Annotated in this window: 11 protein-coding genes; 1 reads left to right on the forward strand and 10 read right to left on the reverse strand. The window is 75.9% G+C overall.

Going from position 1 to position 17,396, the window contains the following annotated elements; translation table 11 throughout:
- Positions 1–4 precede the first annotated feature (4 nt).
- The 7 genes from EV567_RS15575 to EV567_RS15605 all read right to left on the reverse strand — a co-directional run bounded on the left by EV567_RS15575 (position 5) and on the right by EV567_RS15605 (position 14,168).
- On the reverse strand, positions 5–1,846 hold the full coding sequence (locus tag EV567_RS15575) for a hypothetical protein (protein ID WP_130440329.1): 1,842 nt from the start codon (positions 1,844–1,846) through the stop codon (positions 5–7).
- Complete coding sequence (locus EV567_RS15580) at positions 1,843–5,676, reverse strand: DUF5682 family protein (protein WP_130440331.1); 3,834 nt, start codon at positions 5,674–5,676, stop codon at positions 1,843–1,845. The genes EV567_RS15575 and EV567_RS15580 overlap by 4 nt, the downstream gene beginning before the upstream one ends.
- 4 nt (positions 5,677–5,680) lie before the next feature.
- Positions 5,681–6,880 (reverse strand): AAA family ATPase, encoded by a 1,200-nt coding sequence (locus EV567_RS15585; protein WP_130440333.1) that lies wholly within the window; start codon positions 6,878–6,880, stop codon positions 5,681–5,683.
- Positions 6,881–6,932: 52 nt separating this feature from the next.
- Positions 6,933–12,050 (reverse strand): hypothetical protein, encoded by a 5,118-nt coding sequence (locus EV567_RS15590; RefSeq protein ID WP_130440335.1) that lies wholly within the window; start codon positions 12,048–12,050, stop codon positions 6,933–6,935.
- Complete coding sequence (locus EV567_RS15595; protein ID WP_130440337.1) at positions 12,047–12,901, reverse strand: DUF4132 domain-containing protein; 855 nt, start codon at positions 12,899–12,901, stop codon at positions 12,047–12,049. The genes EV567_RS15590 and EV567_RS15595 overlap by 4 nt, the downstream gene beginning before the upstream one ends.
- A 281-nt stretch (positions 12,902–13,182) precedes the next feature.
- Positions 13,183–13,572 (reverse strand): cold-shock protein, encoded by a 390-nt coding sequence (locus EV567_RS15600; RefSeq protein ID WP_130440339.1) that lies wholly within the window; start codon positions 13,570–13,572, stop codon positions 13,183–13,185.
- Positions 13,573–13,769: 197 nt separating this feature from the next.
- Positions 13,770–14,168, reverse strand: a complete 399-nt coding sequence (locus tag EV567_RS15605) for a DUF5997 family protein (protein WP_130440341.1) — start codon at positions 14,166–14,168, stop codon at positions 13,770–13,772.
- Between the two features lie 58 nt (positions 14,169–14,226).
- On the opposite strand from EV567_RS15605, the gene EV567_RS15610 reads away from it, so the two are divergent.
- On the forward strand, positions 14,227–15,042 hold the full coding sequence (locus EV567_RS15610) for a LysR family substrate-binding domain-containing protein (RefSeq protein WP_130440343.1): 816 nt from the start codon (positions 14,227–14,229) through the stop codon (positions 15,040–15,042).
- A gap of 57 nt (positions 15,043–15,099) precedes the next feature.
- Here the strand turns inward: EV567_RS15610 and EV567_RS15615 are convergent, their stop codons facing one another.
- The 3 genes from EV567_RS15615 to EV567_RS15625 form a co-directional block, all read right to left on the reverse strand.
- Positions 15,100–15,579, reverse strand: coding sequence for an Lrp/AsnC family transcriptional regulator (locus EV567_RS15615; protein WP_130440345.1), 480 nt, complete (start codon positions 15,577–15,579; stop codon positions 15,100–15,102).
- A gap of 100 nt (positions 15,580–15,679) precedes the next feature.
- Positions 15,680–16,825 (reverse strand): CapA family protein, encoded by a 1,146-nt coding sequence (locus EV567_RS15620; protein WP_130440347.1) that lies wholly within the window; start codon positions 16,823–16,825, stop codon positions 15,680–15,682.
- 75 nt (positions 16,826–16,900) lie between these two features.
- On the reverse strand, positions 16,901–17,356 hold the full coding sequence (locus EV567_RS15625) for an archease (RefSeq protein WP_130440349.1): 456 nt from the start codon (positions 17,354–17,356) through the stop codon (positions 16,901–16,903).
- Between the last annotated feature and the right edge of the window lie 40 nt (positions 17,357–17,396).

A 17,396-nucleotide genomic window follows, 5' to 3' on the forward strand; every position in this document is an offset into this window, starting at 1 on the left:
TGACCTAGACGGCCAGGGTGGAGGAACGCGTCTCGCCGGACGCGTTCCAGGCGCCCGCGCACAGCGCCCGTTCCACCTCCCGCAGGTAGACGGCGGAGGCCAGCCAGGCGCGGGCGAAGCGGTCCGTGTCCGAGGGGAGCAGGCGGCCGAACGCGTCGCGGGAACGGTCGGCGGCGGCCGCGTGCAGCTCGTCGAGGCAGTCGCCCGCCGTGGCGAGACCCAGGCGGCGCAGCCGGCCGCCGTCGCCGCCCGCGCCGCCGCCGGGGAGGGCCAGGACACGACGTCCGCCGGAGACCGTCCGGTGCACCCGGCGGCGCAGGAGGTGCAGCGGCGCCTCGTCCGCTGCGGGGACGGGCAGGGGCGCGGGGACGGCGCCTTCCGGCACAGGCAGGTCGGCGTGCTGGAGGCGGTCCAGGCCCACGTCCACCCGGGCGGCGCGGTCGGCGGGGTGCTCGACGGCGAGCAGCAGGGCGCGCGGCAGCGGGCCGGGCGTCAGCCGGGCGACGATCCGCAACCGGGCGCCCCGCGCGGCGGCGAGCAGACGCAGGTTGTCGCGGTGGGGGAGGGCCGGATCGTCGTGGGCCGCCGCCAACCGGAGCGTCAGCCCCTCGCAGTCGACCAGCAGACACTCGCCTGCCGCTTCCCGGACCGTGCCCGCCAGGGTCACGTCGAGGAACAGCAGGCCGTGCGCGTCGGGCCCGCCCGCGAGGGCCCGGCCGACCTGCTGGGCGACGGGAACCGCCCACAGCCGGGCCGTCGGCCCCTCGTGCCAGGACGCACCGGACGCGCGGACCGCCCGCACCCCCGCCCCGGCGCCGAGCCGGCCCGTGGGCGAGACGGTCGCACCGGACACCGCGAGTCCGGCGCGGGACAGCTCACGGGGGGTCAGGGCGGTGTCGCCGATCCGTACAGCGCGGTCGGCGGCGCCGATCGCCCGGCCGGGACCGCCCGGCGCCACATCGGACACCGTGTAGAGGCGGCCGTCTCCGTCGGCGGTCCAGGTGACCGCACCCGCATACCCTGTCGCCGTGAGGACGGCCTCCGAGAACAGCCCGTACAGACGGAGCGAGCCGTCCGGACGGTACGGCTGACGTGCGGCGCCGCGCAGCCCTGTCAGGTCTGACCCGGTGGCCGCCGGCAGCCGGTGGGCGACGGCCAGGGCGTCACACACGGTGTCCGCCAGGTCCGCGAGCCGGTACGCGGGGTCGGCGGAGCGGGCCGCGCGCACCCCGGTGACCACGGCGACCGCCGAGGCCGAGGCCCGGGGGAGTCCGGCGAGCCGTGCGGAGTGCGCGGCGCGCAGCAACTCCGCCTGGAGAACGGCCCCGGCGCCGTCCGTCCCTGCTTCCAGGACGGCGGCCGTCGCCTCGAACACCGCGCGGGCGGCGTTGAGTTGAGCGGGCGTGGTGGTGTCGGGGGCCGGTGCCGCGCCCCGTGTCCGCTGCGGCCCCGCCTCGCTGCGCGGCGGTTCGGCATCGCCTCGCGGCGCGTTCGTGTGCTCGTCGGCCGGGGCCGCGGCTGCGGTGGGGCCGTTCAGGGGTGCCGCAGCCTCGTCGTCGACCGCCACCGGTGCGGCGGAGGCCGCCGCCGCGCGGTGCAGGCAGTCCGGGGCGAGCAGGCACCCGCAGCGGATGGCGTCCGCGCGGTTCACCGCCCCGCCCGCCGTGTGCAGGACGAGTTCGGTGTCGTCGTCGACGGCGATCCGTACGATGTCACCCTCGCGGACCACCGGACGCGCCGCGAGCTTGGCGACGCCGGCGTCCAGCCGCTTGCGCAGCCGCGGCGACAGCGCCCCGACGAGCTCTGCGGTGACGGACGGGTCGACGGGAGGCAGGCCCGGGTTCATGTGATCTTCTCCCCTACCCAGCGGGCGAGTTCGAGCGGACTGAGAGCGGCGACCGGCATGCCCGCGGCGACGAGCCGGCCCGCGACGCCCGTCGAGTAGCGGGGCCGGCCCGTGTCGTCGAGGCTTGCGCAGCCCAGGACGTGGCAGCCCGCGCCGACCAGAGCACGGACCTCGGCCAGCAGTCCGCCCAACGGATAGCCCTCCTCGAAGTCGCTGACGACCACGACGAGGGTGCGCGAGGGGACGGCGACCAGTTCACGCGCGTGCCGCAGCCCCGCCGCGATGTGCGTGCCGCCGCCCACGCTGACCTCGAGGAGCAGCGACAGCGGATCGTCGATGTGCCCGGTGAGGTCGATGACCTCGGTGGAGAAGGCCAGGAAGTGCGTCGACAGTGTGGGCACCCCGGCCAGCACGGAGGCGGTCAGCGCCGCCCACACCGTGGACGCCTCCATGGACCCCGACACGTCCGTCACCAGGATCAGCCGCCAGTCCGCGGCCCGCTTGGCGCGGGTGCGGAAGACCGGACGCTCGGGAACGACGTGCACCCTTCCGTCGGGGCCCCGGCGCGCGTTCACCAGATTCGCCCGCAGGGTGCGGGGCAGGTCCAGGCCGCCGCCCGGGCGCCGGCTGGGGCGCGGCAGGGCCGTGCCGTGCAGGGCGGGCCGCAGACGGGTGGCCAGCTCACGCGTCAGCGCGTCGACCAGTCGCCGCACGAGCGGACGCAGCGCCGCCAGCCGGGCCTCGGGCAGTCCGCCCGCGTGCCGCAGCACCGTCCGCAGCAGGTCCACCGAGGGGCGCACGCTGTCGGCGTCCAGTTCGGCGAGCACGTCCCTGCGGCCCGACGCGGCGGCCGCCGCCAGCACCTCCTCCCGGATGCCGGGGCCGAACAACGCGGCCAGCTCCTGCGACCACTCCCGCACGCCGGGATACGGCGCCTCCCGGCCTCCGCGCCCGCCAGGGCCGGACGGCTCGCCCCGGCTGCCCTCGCCACGCCCGCTGCCGTACAACTCGTCGAGGGCGGTCGCCAACGAGACGGCAGCGGGCGGCAACGCGTCCCCACGCCGACCGAGGACGAGCCGCCAGCGATCGGCGGGGGCGAGGAGCCGCTCCTCCTCCGGAGGAACGGCGAGGGGGGAGACGTCCTCGGTGCCGCCCCGGCGGCCGGATGCCGCACCGGTGCCCGCCCCGACGTCGACCCCGGCTCCGACGTCAAGCCCGGCTCCGGCGTCGACCCCGCCTCCTGCGTCACCCCCGGCTCCGGCGTCGACCCCGCCTCCTGCGTCACCCCCGGCTCCGACGGCCGCCCCGGTGTCAGCCGCGGCCGAGGCCGCCGCGTTCGCCTGGTTCCCGTCGGCCTGGGTGGTCCTCGCACGGGGTGTGTCCGACGCTCCCGTCCTGCCCCCGGCCCCAACGCCCCCGGCGGGCAGCAGTCCCAGCGCGCGCAGCGCCTCGCGGGCCGTGAGGTCCGACCGGGTCCAGGCGGCCAGCGCGATCGGGTCGACGCCCTCAGTGTCGGTCACGCGTGTGCCGCCGAGACGTTCCTCGACGGCGGTGAGGAGGCGGTCGCGGGCGGCAGGGCTCAGCGCGTCGAACCCGCCCCGCAGAGCGGGAAGCCGCTCGAGGAACTCCCGGTCCGCCAGCTCCGACACCCGGTCGAGCAGCGGCTCCAGCGCGGGCACGGCCGCCTCCAGCAGCGGGCCCGCGACGGTCAGCAGCCCCGTGAGGCGCGCGGTCAGCGCGGACCGCGTGTCAGGGTCGACGGCCCCGTCGACCCACGAGGCGACGCGCTCACCGAAGTCCCGGGCGTCCTCGTGGCCGAGCAGGACCCGTACGGCGCCGGCCGCCCCGCGCATCAGCGGCGAGCCGTCGGCGGCCAGCCGGCCGAGCGCATCGGTGAGACGGATGCCGCCCGACCGGTCGGCCCGCTGGGCCAGATCGAGCAGGGCATGGGCGTCGGCGCGGTCCTCGGACCCCGTCAGTCCGTCCACCTGCCGGACCGCGGCCGCGGTGAGCAACTCGGCCGCGTCGGTCACCCGGTCCGTGCGCTCCGCAGGATCGAGCCCCGCGAAGTGGCCGGCTCGCAGTCGGTCCAACAGGGCCAGCCCGGCGAGGAGTTCGGGCAGAGTGCCGGCCGGCGGCAGGACTTCGGTGACGTCGTCGAGGCGTTCGTCCGTGAGCGCGCCCAGGCCGCACTCCGCCGCGCCCGCCAGTCCCGCCAACACCTGCGCGGCCGTCGGTCCGCCCTCGTCCCGCTCGGCGCGCCGCCGCTCACGCAGCACGCCCTCGGCGGCCTGCGCCGGGGTCACGCCGCGCATGCCGGCGGCGGTCAGCATCGCGGCCGTGGCGGGCGTCCAGCGCACCTCCCAGCGCGAGGTGAGCGCCTCGGCTCCGCCCGCGCCGACGACCTCCCTGGCCTCCCCGTACGGCACCCCGCACACCGTCAGCCGGCGCAGCAGCAGCTCGCGGCGGCGGTCCAGGTCGGAGCGCAGCGGGTCCAGGCGCAGATCACGAGCCCGACTCTCACCGCCCTGTGCCGGCCCGGGCAGCCCGAGCGCCGCCACCTCGTCCTCGACCGCCGGGGCGAGTCCGCTGCGGGGCGCGTCCGGCGCGGGCCGCCCGGTACGGCTGCCGACGAGCACCTGCTCCATCGCCCGCGCCACCGCCCGGCCCCGCCCGTACGGCTCACCCTGTGCGAGGACCGTCTGCACCGCTTCGACCAACTCTCCCCGGCCGGCGGCGGGCAGCCGCCTCAGCCGGGCGAGGTCGGAGGCGAGGCGGACGATCTCGCGGGCGTCGGCGGGGCCCGACGGGTGCCCGAGGGCGCGCAGCTCCGCGCACACCCGCACGGCCGCCCGTGTCAACGCCTCCTCCAGCGCCGCCGGATCGCCGGCCGCGCGCAGCACCATGTCCTGCCACTCCGGGTCCCGGATGCCCGCCGGATAACCGGACCGCTCGTCGAGCAGGGCGTAGGCGTACGGGATGAGCGACGTGGTCCACGTGGAACCGCTCGTCGCGTCCAGCACCTGCGGTGCCGCGTCCCCCGGGACAGGGCTCGCCAGCGCGGGGGCGTGGAAGGCCCCGACCACGGCGGCGGCCCGCTGCCCGCCCGCCGTCGCCTCGGCCAGCCGGGCCCGCATCCACCGCTCGCGCCGCAGGTCCACCCCGGGCACCCCGCCCTGCGCGACCGCGTCCGCGCGCAGCGCCCACCCGGTGAGCAGGGCCGCCCGGCGCAGCGCCTCGGGCGGCGAGCCGGGGGCGGTCGCCTCGACCAGCCGGTCCCACAGATCGTCGCCCGGCCGTCCCGTCAACCGGGCCCGCAACGCCCCGGCGAGCCCCGGCCTCCAGGCCTCGGACGCGGAATGCCGCCCGCTCTCCTGCCACGCCCGGTCGGCGAGCGGCAGATCGCAGGCGACCACCGGCGTCCCGCGCCGGGCGGCCCACCGCACGGCGGCCAGCTCGGGCGAGAAGTCGGCGAACGGATAGAACGCCGGCCCCTCACCGCCCCGCCCGCCCCCGGGAGCCGCGGCGAGCGCGACCGGGGCCACCGTCTCCTCGTGTCCGAGCCACGGCAGCCACTCCTGCATCTCCGCGGGCAGTTCGACGAGCAGCACGTCCGGCTCCGCCGCGTCGAGCAGCGCGGGCACGGCGGCGGCCAGCGAGGGCGCGTGGTGCCGCACGCCGATCAGATAGGGGGCGTCCGGCCCGGTGAGGGCGGCGAGCGCCTCGGCGGGCGTGCCGGTCAGGGTTGCGAGTGCCTCGGCGGGCGTACCGGTCCCGCTCTCGGTGTCGTCGCCGGGGCCGGAGAGGGCAGGGGCGGGGGTGAGGGACACGGCGTCAGCCCTCCAGGACCGTGCGCAGGTCCCACAGGGTGCGCCAGGTGGCGGAGCCCTGCTCGGCACGCCGGCGGACCGGGCCGTCCCAGTAGCCGCGCAGCCGCGCCGCGTCGGCGGGGTCGTCCTTGCGGACCACGCCGAGCAGATGCCCCGGCAGCAGGCCGAGCACATCACGGTCGCCGGGGAAGTACGCCGCGGCCAGCGCCAGCGCGCCCGCGACGGACACGGCCTCGGCGGTGCTCATCACCGTCGACGGCCGCTCCACCTCCCACCCCTCCGCGGACCGGCCCTCGCGCAGGTCCCGGAAGGCGGTGACGAGGGCCTCCAGGACGGCGTCGTCGACCTGGAAGGGCGCGCCGGCCCGCTCCACGGAGGCCCGCGCCTGACCGCGCACCAGCGCCGTCTCCGAGTCGAGGTCCGAAATCGGACCCACCGTCTCGAAGTTGAACCGCCGCTTGAGGGCCGCGGACATCTCGGAGACGCCCTTGTCCCGCAGGTTGGCGGTGGCGATGAGGTTGAAGCCCGGAGCCGCGTGCGCCAACGCGTCCTCGGTGCCGGACAGTTCGGGAACGGCGATGCGCCGCTCGGAGAGCAGCGACACCAGGGAGTCCTGCACCTCGGGCAGACAGCGCGTCACCTCCTCCACCCGGGCGATGCCGCCCCGCCGCATCGCCGTCAGCACCGGCGACGGCACCAGCGCCTGACGGCTGGGGCCCTGCGCGAGCAACAGGGCATAGTTCCAGCCGTACTTGAGCTGGTCCTCCGTGGTGCCGGCGGTGCCCTGCACGACCAGGCCGCTGGTGCCGCAGACCGCGGCCGACAGCAGCTCCGACAGCATCGACTTCGCGGTGCCGGGCTCGCCGACGAGCAGCAGGCCCCGCTCGCCCGCCAGAGTCACCACACACCGCTCGACCAGTGCCCGGTCACCGACGAACTTGCGCTCGACCACGAGCCGGCGCGGCACCCCCTCGGGAGCGTGCGCGCCGTCGGGCAGCTTCAGGGCCCGGCCCTCGCTGCCCATGACGAACGTGACCACCGCGCGCGGGGTCAGCCGCCAGGCCGGCGGACGCGGTCCGTCGTCGTACGCGGCGAGGAAGGCCAGCTCGACGGCGTGCCGGTCCTCGGGCGGCACGATCTGGCGGGCGGGCACCGACTCGGAGGCGGAGCCCGGGTCGGACAGGGAGACGGGGACAGTGGTCATCGGCGCGGGTTCTTCCGGGTAGGGCGGGCGGGACGGGTGCGGGGGACGGACGTCATCGGCGTCGGCCCTTGCGGGTGGCGCGGGTCGTGAGCTCCTCGTACGCCGGGGCGTCGCCGGACCGCACACGGGCCCACGCCCGCTCGAACAGCTCCGGCACCGGCAGCAGCGGGACGGCGCGCGCCGAACCGAAGACCGGGTAGAGGCCTTCCTTCCAGATCTCCACCGGCAGCGCGGGAGCCTTCAGATCGCGCCAGCCGCAGGGCAGGAAGAGAGTGCGCCCGGCACGCGGCCGCCTGGCCTCCACGACCAGGCCGGTGGCGGCGAGCTCGGCCCGGGCCTTCTTCAGCCGCGCGGGCTTCCAGCCGGTCCAGCGGGCGCAGTTGCGGTCCGTCGGATCCGGCAGCGCCAGCAGCTGGAGGTAGAGCGCCGCCGCGTCCTCGCCGAGCCGGTGCGCCTCGGCGACCTCCGTCACCAGCCCGGGCACGCTCACGGTCGGGTCCTGGGCGTGCCCGGCGAACTCCCCGCCACCGGTTCCGGCCGCGCACGCGCGGGCCAGCTCGTCGTCGAGGATCGTGCGCAGAGCCCGCAGGCCCATGCCACGCCCGGACCCGACCAGCCCCTCCACCAGCCCGAACACCGGGTCCGTCGGCCCGGACAGCGCGGCCGGGCGGACCAGGACCGCTTCCTGCTCCCCGTACCACGGACGCAGGACCAGCGCCTCGCCCAGCGGGGTCAGACCGTCGGCGTCCGAACCGCCGCCGTCGCTCAGCCCGTACGCCTTGCGCAGCCCGACCGCCGTCGAACCGCCCTTCTCCGCCCAGGAGACGTCGAGGTCGAGCAGCAGTCCCGGATCGGCGACGCGGCGGCGCAGCGCGGCCAGGCCCCCGGGCAGCGCGGCGCGCAGCGGGTGCCCGTACGGCAGCGCGTAGGCGAGCCCCGCCAGCGCGCTCACCGCCTGCGTCAGCTGATACCGCCCGGGCAGCGCCGCGGCGTCGTCGGGGACGAGCTCGCCGCCCTTGTCGGGGCGCTGCACCGTGGTACGGCTGATCCAGGGGGTCCGCGCCGGATTGAGCACGGCCTCGGCGGAGCCCGCCGGCACGCCCGTGAGGCCGAGGTCGGCCGCGAGGTCCTCGGGCAGCCGCACGAACCCGCCGAGCCGCTCCTCCCACACCCGGCCCGCGGCCGCCGTGTCCGGACCGGCGGCCCACAGGTCGCCGGGGCTCGCGGGCAGCAGCGCCCCGATCAGCGCAGCCCGGTCACCGGACCCGAGTGAACCCAACAGACCGTCACCGAATGTCTTCTGACGTGGTTTCAGACCTATCGCGGTGAGCGTCTCGGTGGAGATCTCGGGAGGCTTCCCCACGAGCAGCAACGCGGCCTGCACGGGACCCAGCCCGCCCCGCGTCGCCTCCGCCAGGGCCGCCGGAGCCTCCGGCTGCCAGGGCGCGGCGCCCTTGTCCCGGATCAGCCCGGTCACCGCGGAGAGCGCCTCGGCGTCGAACACCGGCGGGCGCGCGGTCTCCTTGACGAGGACGAAGTGCGCGACCGCACCGAACGCACCGGCCGGATCGTGGTCAAGGGCCAGCCAGTTCACCGTCCCGCTCCCGCGGTCCACGCTCTGGCAGCCCAGGATCACGACGGTCCGGCCCGCGCGGCGCAGCACCTGGCCGACACGCTCCTGCTTGTCGTGCGGCTCGCTCAGCACGACCTCCCGCAGCGCGCCGCCCCCCGAAGCCGCCAGCGGACCGTCCACTACCGCCTCGAACAGCAGGAGCAGCGCCTCCCGGTGCGCCTCGGTGAGGGCCGGGGACGCGGCGCGGTAGGCGAGCGGACGCAGCGCGCCCAGCACGGACGGCCAGACCAGGCCGATGCCGGGGACGGTGAACTCGTCGCTGCGCCACCCGTCGCAGCCGGCGTCGAGCGCGGAGCGCCGGGGCAGCGGCTTGCCGTCGGCGGGCTTCCCGGACAGCACATGGTTCACCGCGCGGATCTGCCGCAACGCGGTCCAACTGGCCCTGCCGTTCCACCAGCCGTGCTGGTCGGCGAGTCCGGCGACGGCCTCGCGCAGCGTCTGGTCGTCGCCGTGCTCGGGACTGAGGTCGGCGAACATCCCCTCGGTGCGCCGCCGGTCCGTCTGCGGACGCCGCTCCGGGGGCGCGACGAAGGAAGCGGTCGACTCCGCCAGGCGCAGCACCGCCCGCACGAGCGAGGCGACGCCGGCCAGCACGCGCGGTTCGGCGAGGTCGGGCAGACAGCGGGAGACGACGTCATGCAGGACCTCCTCGACGGAAGGCGCGACGGTGGCGCCGCCCGCGGTGACGACGGCACCGGAGGACGGAGCCGTACCGGCGGAAGTCCCTTCCGTGGTCGCGCCGTTCGCCGCCGCCAGGGCCGCACGCTTCAGCAGCGCCGTGCGCTCCGCGAGTGCCTCGGCCCCCGCGCTCAGCAGTTCGGCGGCGCGGGCGTCGCTCAGCGAGCGCAGCAGGGCCGACGCCCGCTCGTCCCGTGGCCGCAGCGCGTGCCAGAAGTCGACCGGCGGGACGAGCCGGGTGCCGGCGGCGAACTCCCCACCGCGCTCCAGCGGCGTCAGCCGCCCCAGCTCCCCGGCGGCGGACGTGTCGTCCCCGGCGTACAGGGCGATCTGCCGGTGCAGCGCGACGACGACGGGCTCGGCGCCACCGGGCAGCCGCAGCGCGCCCACCGGAACGCCCTGTCCGCGCTCCTGCGTCGCCGGCAGGGCGACCGTGCGCCCGTCCGGCGTCCCGGCGACCGTGCGGGCCTCGGCACCCTCGCCCTCCGTGCGCACCCAGCGGCCGAGCACCCTGCCGTCCGTGCCGAACGGGCTCTGCTCCAGGCCCGGTTGGAGGGGCAGAACCGCACAGTGCTGCTGCCGCAGGCTCGCGCCCTCCAGGATCCCGGTCCGCAGGAACGCGGGCAGCGAGGCACGCCCGTGCGTGCCGGTGGCCGGGTCGTACTCCAGCCAGACGTGGTGCCGCCCTTGCCGGCCCTGGCGCCAGTACGAGGTGCCGTCGCCGAGGATCGGGCGCCAGGCAGGCACCACCGTGTCGCCGGCGTGCAGCGTCCGCCCGCCGGTGGCCCGACCCCCGCCGGGCAGCGGCAGGGAGGGCTCGCCCGCGTCCCCGCTCGCGAGCCACCGCGCGGCCTGCTCGCCGCCGACGGTGAACACCTCGTGCGGCCGAGCCGACCAGTAGCCGCGCTGCTTGTTGTCCTGCCACCACATCACCAGCAGCTCGCCGTCCGTGTAACGGAACGTCGGGCGCTGCCAGCGGTCCAGCTCGACGGGCAGCCGCAGCTCGTGCTCCAGCCAGATCCCCTGCGGACCGACGACGATCGCCAGGTGCCGGCGCGAGAGGATCAGCGCGGGCCAGGCCTCCTCGACGCGCAGGACGTCCTCGCGGTCGCTCCGGGTCCGGGCGTCGAGCCGCTCCAGAGCCTCGTCGAGCGCGGGCCAGCCCAGCTCGTCCGGGATGCCGGCGCGCAGCGTACGGCCGAGCAGCGGCCCGGTCTCGTGGGCGGTGGCCTCGGCGACGGCGGCCGGAGCGACCCGGGCGGCGACCGCGCGGAACGGACGCAGCCGGTCCAGCGCCTCCCGCGCGGCGGGCAGGCCGCGCGCGGCCGTCAGGGCCTCGGCCGAGTCGTCCAGCCACTCCCGCAGCACGTCGGCGAGCACCGGGTGCCCGGCCAGCCCCTCCACCAGCTGCTCGTCGGGGCGTTGACTGCTCAGCATGCCCACCGATCGGTACAGCAGACGCCGGTGGCCCGGGTGCGCCGCGAGGGCGGTCAGATCACGCCGTCCGGGCCGGGTCTCCTTCAGCCACGGCCCCAGCGGCAGGAACACGTCCCGGCCGGCGTCGGGCAGCGTCAACGGCACGTCCCGCGCCGCGCACAGGTCGTACAGGTCGAGATCGGCGCCCGCGTGCCAGCGGCTGGTGAACAGGTCCACCGGGCGGCCCTGCGCACGCAGTCGCGGCGCCATCCGCTCCACCAGTGCGAGTGTGGCCGGCGAGCGGCTGCTGAACGCGGCGCCGTGCTTGCGGTGCAACGACCACCGGCTGAGCCAGTCCGCCGCGTCCACGTCGTCGGCCAGCGCGCCGGCGGTGTCCGGGTCGTCCGCCGTCGCGCTCGCCGCGGCCGGGTCCGCCGCACCGGTCAGCAGCAGGTCCGCGCCGGTCTCCGCGAGCAGCGCCAGCCACGACTCGTCGTCCGCGACGGAACGGCCCAGCCCCGCGGGCATGATCTCCAGCAGTCGGCGCCTCACCGCCGGCCGCTCCTCGGCCAGGGCTTTCAGGGTCGTCCGATAGGCGTTCCAGAAGGAGGCGGGCGCCCGGACCGCCGCGGGCGAGGCGATCAGGTCGGCGACCAGGGCGCGCTCCTCGGCCGCCCGGTCCAGCCCGGCGGCCTTGATCAGCCCGCGCGCGTCCTGCGGCAGCGACGCGTAAGGCGGCATGCCGGCCGCGCAGCGCTCCACCGCCAACTGCCGGAACTGCGCCCACGCCTCGGCCGGGCTGAGCCGCGCCCCCAGCGCTTTCACATGCTCCTTGAGCGCCTTGACGGTCAGCGCGCCGGCGAAGGCGAACTCCAGGAACACCGCCCGCTGCCGATCCTCGTCCACGGCCAGCGCGTGCACCCGCTCGGCCTCGCGGGCCTTGCCGAAGAAGGCCGCGGCGTAGGCGGTGTTCTCGTGCTGGAGGAAGACCCGGGCGGCCTGCTCGTAGAAGGTCGGCAGGAAGTGCGGCACGGCCCGCCCGAGTCGCTCTCCGAGCGCCTCGAAGCCCTCCTTGGCGGCGCCGGGGCGGGACTTGGCCTGCCGGGCGAGCCGCTCGACGTCCTTGACCAGTGCCAGCGCGTGGTGGCCGTTGGCCGGGTCGTTGACCAGCGCCCACGCCGGGAAGCCGAGCGTCTCCTTGCGGACCTGGCCGACCTCGGGCGTCTCCGGTTCCCGGGCCAGCCCGAGGAAGTCCAGCGCGAGGTCCTCGGCCTCCCCGAGCGTGCCCGGCACGAGCCGCACGACGCTGCGGCCGGCCAGCGCCGCATGGGTGTACGTGCGGACGGTGAGGACGTCGGCGTCGGCCCGGTCGGTGGAGCCGGGCGGCAGTACCGCGCCCGCGTCGAGCAGCGCGGCCGCCGTGGTCTCGTCGTAGGTCGTCATGCCGCCCGCTCCTCGTCCTCGATGTCGCGCCCGGCGTACAGCGCGGCCGCCATGCGCATGCCCTCCGACCAGGCCACCGGCCCGACCTGACCCAGCTTCAGCGCCTTGCCGGCCGGGTCGGTGAAGACCAGCGGGCCGGTCTCCGTCTCCTCGTAGCCGTCGTAGTCGCCGACCCACACCCGGGCCTCGACGCCGCGGCCGTCCTCCAGGACGGAGCAGACGGCGTGACCGCCCCGGACGCGGTAGCCGAGCTGGGCGGCCCGGCCGTGCAGGAAACGCAGCTGTTTGAAGACGCCGCCCGCGTACTCCTCGACGGAGGAGGCCTCGGCGTCGAGCCCGGCGGGCCGGCGCCAGACCTCACGGAAGAGCTGCCGGGCACGCTGCTCGACACCGAGTTCGACGGCGAACTCCCGCAACTCGTCGAGGTCTTCGAGGAGCACGGGGTGCGGCAGCCGGACCAGGTCGGGAGTGATGCGGACGGTGTCGCCGTCGAGGTCGACCAGACCGAGGCCCCGCTCGAGGTCGGCGTCCCGCAGGAAACCGGCCACCTCGCCGTCGTCCCCGGTGACGACGAGGTCGCGCAGGGCGGACTGCCAGGCCGGGTCGGGCCACACCCGGGCGAGGACGGCGAACGGCACCGGCAGCGAACGCACCATCCACCGCTCGACGTCGCTCAGGCACCGCTGTTCGTGCCGCTCCAGCCACTCGACGAGCTGACGCAGCCCCACCACGGCCGGATCGTCGGCGATCTTGGACGGCACGGACTTCAACCGCCGCCCGGCCGCGTTGCGGCACACCACCTCGCCGTCGTCGAGGGCGACCTCGTAGTCGCCTGCCGACACCCACCCCATGCGTGCCTCCCGCACCCGCAGTGATCAAGTGTCGGGAACTGTAGATCAGGCCACTGACAACGGGGTCCGGTCAAGCGGCCGCCCGGCCGTGGGGGAGGTGGAAAGCACAGGTCAGCGACCTGTCGAGAGTGTCTGCCGGCACAGGGGGACGTCTGCGGCAGGACGGGTTCCGGTCATCGCCGGAAAGTCACGCGGAGCCGCGACATGACGACAGCGGTGGGCCCGGGACAGCCGTGGGTCCGGCCGGACGCGGGGCGCACGGGCCCCGCGTCCGCGCCCGGTCAGCCCTCGACCCAGCCGTGGTTCTTCGCGAACTGCGCCAGCGCGCCGCGGACCTGGAGGATCTGCTCCGCGGTCAGCGAGGGCGCCGCCGTCAGCAGCGTCTCGGTGACGTCCCGGGTGAACTCCTCCGTGCTGAGCACATCGCACAGGACGTCGTCGTCGGCTGCCAGCGGCTTGCCGTCCTCGCCTCGCGCGAGCCGCACCCCGGACGCCTTCGGCCCGCGCTCGCCGTCCTCGATCTCGAACTCCACCACCACGCCCCGCCGCACCTGCGACTCGGGCATCAGCATGTCGTTCACATGCAGGAAGACGTCCTCGCCACCGTCGTCGGGAGCGATGAACCCGTAACCGCGCTGGCTGTCGAAGCGCACCACACGACCAGCAACCATCCCAACCCCCAGCAACCTCGAAACACCACGCCGGGGACCCGCCCTAGGCGGAGTCCGCCCGACGGCCCACGAGCGACTCCCGCGGGCTCACTGTGCACGGTACAGCGCGGCGGACGGCCCGGCGCCGCACACCCGGCGGGCGGCGGGGACGGGTCGCGGAGACCCGCCGCACGCCCTGTACGCGACCCCCGCGCCCGCTACGACTGCTGCGCCTGCTCGGCCTTCTCCGCGGCGCGCTTCTTCAGGCGCGCCGACTCCTTGCGGACCTCGGCCTGGGTCGCGCGCTCCTTCTCCAGCCACTCGGGCCGCTCGTCCTTCAGGGCGTCGATCTGCTCGGTGGTCAGCGCCTCGGTGACGCCACCGCGAGCCAGTCCCGCGATGGACACGCCCAGCTTCGCCGCGACGACGGGACGGGGGTGCGGGCCGCTCTCCCGGAGCGCGCGCAGCCATGCGGGCGGGTTCGCCTGGAGCTCGTTCAGCTCGGCGCGCGAGACGACACCCTCCTGGAACTCGGCGGGGGTGGCGGGGAGGTACACACCCAGCTTCTTCGCCGCGGTCGCGGGCTTCATCGTCTGGGTGCTCTGCTGCGACTTCATGCCGCCCAGCCTATCGGCCGCCGGGGGAGCCCCTGACCGGGGCCGGTAACCTGGCGGGATGACCGACTCGGCGGATTCCCCCTCGTTCCGGCTCGCGTACGTCCCCGGAGTGACACCCGCCAAGTGGGTGCGGACCTGGGAGGAACGCTTCCCGGGCGTCCCCCTCATGCTCGTCCAGGTGACGCCCGCCGAGGCCTTCGACACCCTGCGCGACGGCAGCGCCGACGCGGGCCTCGTACGGCTCCCGGTCGACCGGACGGTGTTCAGCGCGATCCCCCTCTACACCGAGACCACCGTCGTGGTGGTCCCCAAGGACCACCTGCTCACGGCGGCCGACGAGGTGACCCTCGACGACCTCGCCGACGAGGTGGTCCTCCACCCCCTCGACGACGTCCTCGGCTGGGACCGGCCGCCCGGCGAGGCCGCCTTCGAGCGCCCCGCGACCACGGCCGACGCCGTCGAGCTGGTCGCGGCGAACATCGGCGTCCTGGCCGTGCCCCAGTCGCTGGCCCGGCTCCACCACCGCCGTGACCTGACCTACCGGACGCTCGTGGACGCGCCCCGGTCGGACGTCGCTCTGTCCTGGCCTGAGGACGCGACGACCGACCTGGTGGAGGACTTCATCGGCATCGTCCGCGGCCGCACCGTCAACAGCACGCGCGGGCGTGCCCCGCAGCAGACCCAGCCGAAGGCCGCCGACAAGCGCGAGCCGCGCAAGCAGGCGGCGGGCAGGTCGACCGGCGGCGGCAACACCGCGAAGGGCCGCACCGGCGGTGCGAGGAGCGGCGGCGCCAAGGGCACGGGAGCCAAGGGCGGCGGCTCCAGGTCCGTCGGCGCCAAGCGGGGCACGGGCAAGCCGCGCCGCCGGTCCTAGAGGGCGTCCCGGGCGCGTCCCGAACGTCACGGCGCGCTCGCGGGGCGTCGTGCCGGGTCAACGTCCGGGCGCGGACCGTCCGATCGACTCCACCAGCGGCAGCAGCCGGTACGGCACGCGCTCGCGCAGCGCCACCTCGGTGCGGGTGCGGACCACTCCGGGGAGACTGATCAGCTTCTGGATGACGTCCTCCAGGTGGGCGTTGTCACGCGCCACGACCCGGGTGAGGAGATCGCCGCCCCCGGTGATCGAGAACGCCTCGACGATCTCCGGTACGGCGGCCAGCGCGTCGCCCACGTCGTCAAGGTGGCCCTGGGTGACCTCGATGTGCACGAACGCCAGCACCGGGTGGCCCAGTGCGGCGGGGGAGAGGGAGGGCCCCGTTCCGGTGATCACGCCGTCCCGCTCCAGCCGGTCCAGGCGGGCCTGCAGCGTGCCGCGCGCGACGCCGAGCACGCGCGCGTACTCCCGCACGCTGGTCCGCGGCTGTTCCAGCAGCAGCCGCAGGATGCGGGTGTCCAGCTCGTCCACGGCCATGGCGCCGGACCTCCTCGTGCCTCGGTGTTCCGCCGCGCTCGCGGAACCCCCGCCGACTGTACCAATGGCACGCTGGGCAGGGACTTCGCGAGCCGTCTGCTCATGACCTCACGCCGGGTGTCACGGCGGAGGGCGCCAGGACGAGCGTGCCGTCGGCGTCGGCGGTGACGCGCGCCCCGTCGCTGATCCGGCCGAGGACGTCCCTCAGCCAGACGCGGTCCTCCGGTGGCGCGTGCTCCAGCCGCATCCGCCGGGCCCGCAGGGGCAGCATCCGCATCTCCGTCAGCCGCCCCGGGGCGGCGGCGCCGGCACCGGCCTCCAGGGTGACGAGGTAGGCGATCCGCAGATCGGCGCGGTACTCCTCGTAGCCGGCGATGCCCTCGTAGTCGTCGATGAAGTCCCCGCAGCCGTGGAGGACGAGCCGGCCGCGGTAGACCTCCGGGCGGCGCGGGTGGTGAGCGGAGTGGCCGTGAACCACGTCGACGCCCCCGTCGACCAGCAGGCGGGCGAAGCGGACCTGCTCGCGGGCGACGCGGTATCCCCAGTTCGAGCCCCAGTGCACGGACACGACCGCGAGGTCGCCCGGACGCTTGGCCCGCCCCACATGACGCACCACCGCGGCGGCCGTGCCGGCCGAGAGCTCGGGGACGTAGGCCACTCCGGACGTGCCCGGTGTGGCGGCCCACGCGGACGGCACGCCGGCGGAGGGCGCCCCGAGGGCGAACACCAGTACCCGTCCGCCGCCCGGAAGGGCCACCACCGCCGGCGCGTACGCCTCCGCGGTGTTCCGTCCCGCGCCCGCCGTGCGCAGACCGGCGCCACGCAGGGAGACGAGCGTCTCCTCGAGGCCCGGGCGGCCGAAGTCGAGGACATGGTTGTTGGCCAGTACGCACACGTCGGGGCGGGCCACGGCGAGGGCGGGGAGGTTGGCCGGGTGCATCCGGTAGTGGACCGCCTTGTCGAGCGCGAAGGCGCTGCCGCGCGTGACGGACGTCTCCAGGTTCAGGATGCGCACGTCCGGGTCCCGCTCCGCCAGCCACCCGAGCGCCTCACCCCACGGCCAGGCGGGGTCGACGGGGGCGGGGACGGGCCCGTTGACGGCCTCCGCCAGCCGGACGTAGGACCGGGCGTCCCGCACGTGGTCCTCGCGGAGCTCGGGACTGCCGGGGTGCGCCAGGATCTGGTCGACGCCGCGTCCCAGCATCACGTCACCGCACAGAAACAGCGTCACCACGCCGCCGTCCATGCACCCAAGGTAACCCCGCGCCCACCCGCCCCGCCCGGCCGCCCGCGACGACGCACAAGCCTGCGACGTGGGCCGTCACACTTCGACGGTCACCGCGCACGACCACCCGTACGGGTCCGGTCCGATGCGCAGCTCGTGCCATCCGAGACAGCTCGGCACGGGCCCGACGGCCTCCACATCCGACAGGGCGACCACCGCCAGCCGCACGTCCATCCCGTCGTCGGTGGTCTCCGCCTCCACGTCGACCGGCACCTGCCCGCACGCCTCCAGCCGGTGGGCCACCTCGTCGAGCAGCGCGCTCAGCAGGTCGTCGTCGCTGCACTCGGCCAGCTGGAACCGCTCGACGGCCGTGGGCCGCACCGCCGTGATGTCGGCGAAGCACTCCACCATCCCCAGCGCCGCCTCCACCAGACAGCGCTCGCGGCTCGTGCCCCACGCGTCGATGCGGACGTCCTCCGCGTGCTGCACCGCCCGGTGGCCGCTCGAACCGAACCGCCGTGCCTGCCTGTCGTCATCGGCGTCGCCGACCATGACCACCACCTCGGGGAGAGGGCGCTTCGCCGATGCGGGT

It is taken from the genome of Streptomyces sp. BK239 (assembly GCF_004217285.1).
Lineage (GTDB): Bacteria > Actinomycetota > Actinomycetes > Streptomycetales > Streptomycetaceae > Streptomyces.

Excerpts from the sequence above, each read along its gene's own strand:
- EV567_RS15610 (WP_130440343.1), top strand. The coding sequence starts at position 14,227 with ATGACCGACTCGGCGGATTCCCCCTCGTTCCGGCTCGCGTACGTCCCC.
- EV567_RS15625 (WP_130440349.1), bottom strand. The coding sequence starts at position 17,356 with ATGGTCGGCGACGCCGATGACGACAGGCAGGCACGGCGGTTCGGTTCG.
- EV567_RS15590 (WP_130440335.1), bottom strand. The coding sequence starts at position 12,050 with ATGACGACCTACGACGAGACCACGGCGGCCGCGCTGCTCGACGCGGGC.
- EV567_RS15595 (WP_130440337.1), bottom strand. The coding sequence starts at position 12,901 with ATGGGGTGGGTGTCGGCAGGCGACTACGAGGTCGCCCTCGACGACGGC.
- EV567_RS15620 (WP_130440347.1), bottom strand. The coding sequence starts at position 16,825 with ATGGACGGCGGCGTGGTGACGCTGTTTCTGTGCGGTGACGTGATGCTG.
- EV567_RS15615 (WP_130440345.1), bottom strand. The coding sequence starts at position 15,579 with ATGGCCGTGGACGAGCTGGACACCCGCATCCTGCGGCTGCTGCTGGAA.
- EV567_RS15605 (WP_130440341.1), bottom strand. The coding sequence starts at position 14,168 with ATGAAGTCGCAGCAGAGCACCCAGACGATGAAGCCCGCGACCGCGGCG.
- EV567_RS15585 (WP_130440333.1), bottom strand. The coding sequence starts at position 6,880 with ATGACCACTGTCCCCGTCTCCCTGTCCGACCCGGGCTCCGCCTCCGAG.
- EV567_RS15600 (WP_130440339.1), bottom strand. The coding sequence starts at position 13,572 with ATGGTTGCTGGTCGTGTGGTGCGCTTCGACAGCCAGCGCGGTTACGGG.
- EV567_RS15575 (WP_130440329.1), bottom strand. The coding sequence starts at position 1,846 with ATGAACCCGGGCCTGCCTCCCGTCGACCCGTCCGTCACCGCAGAGCTC.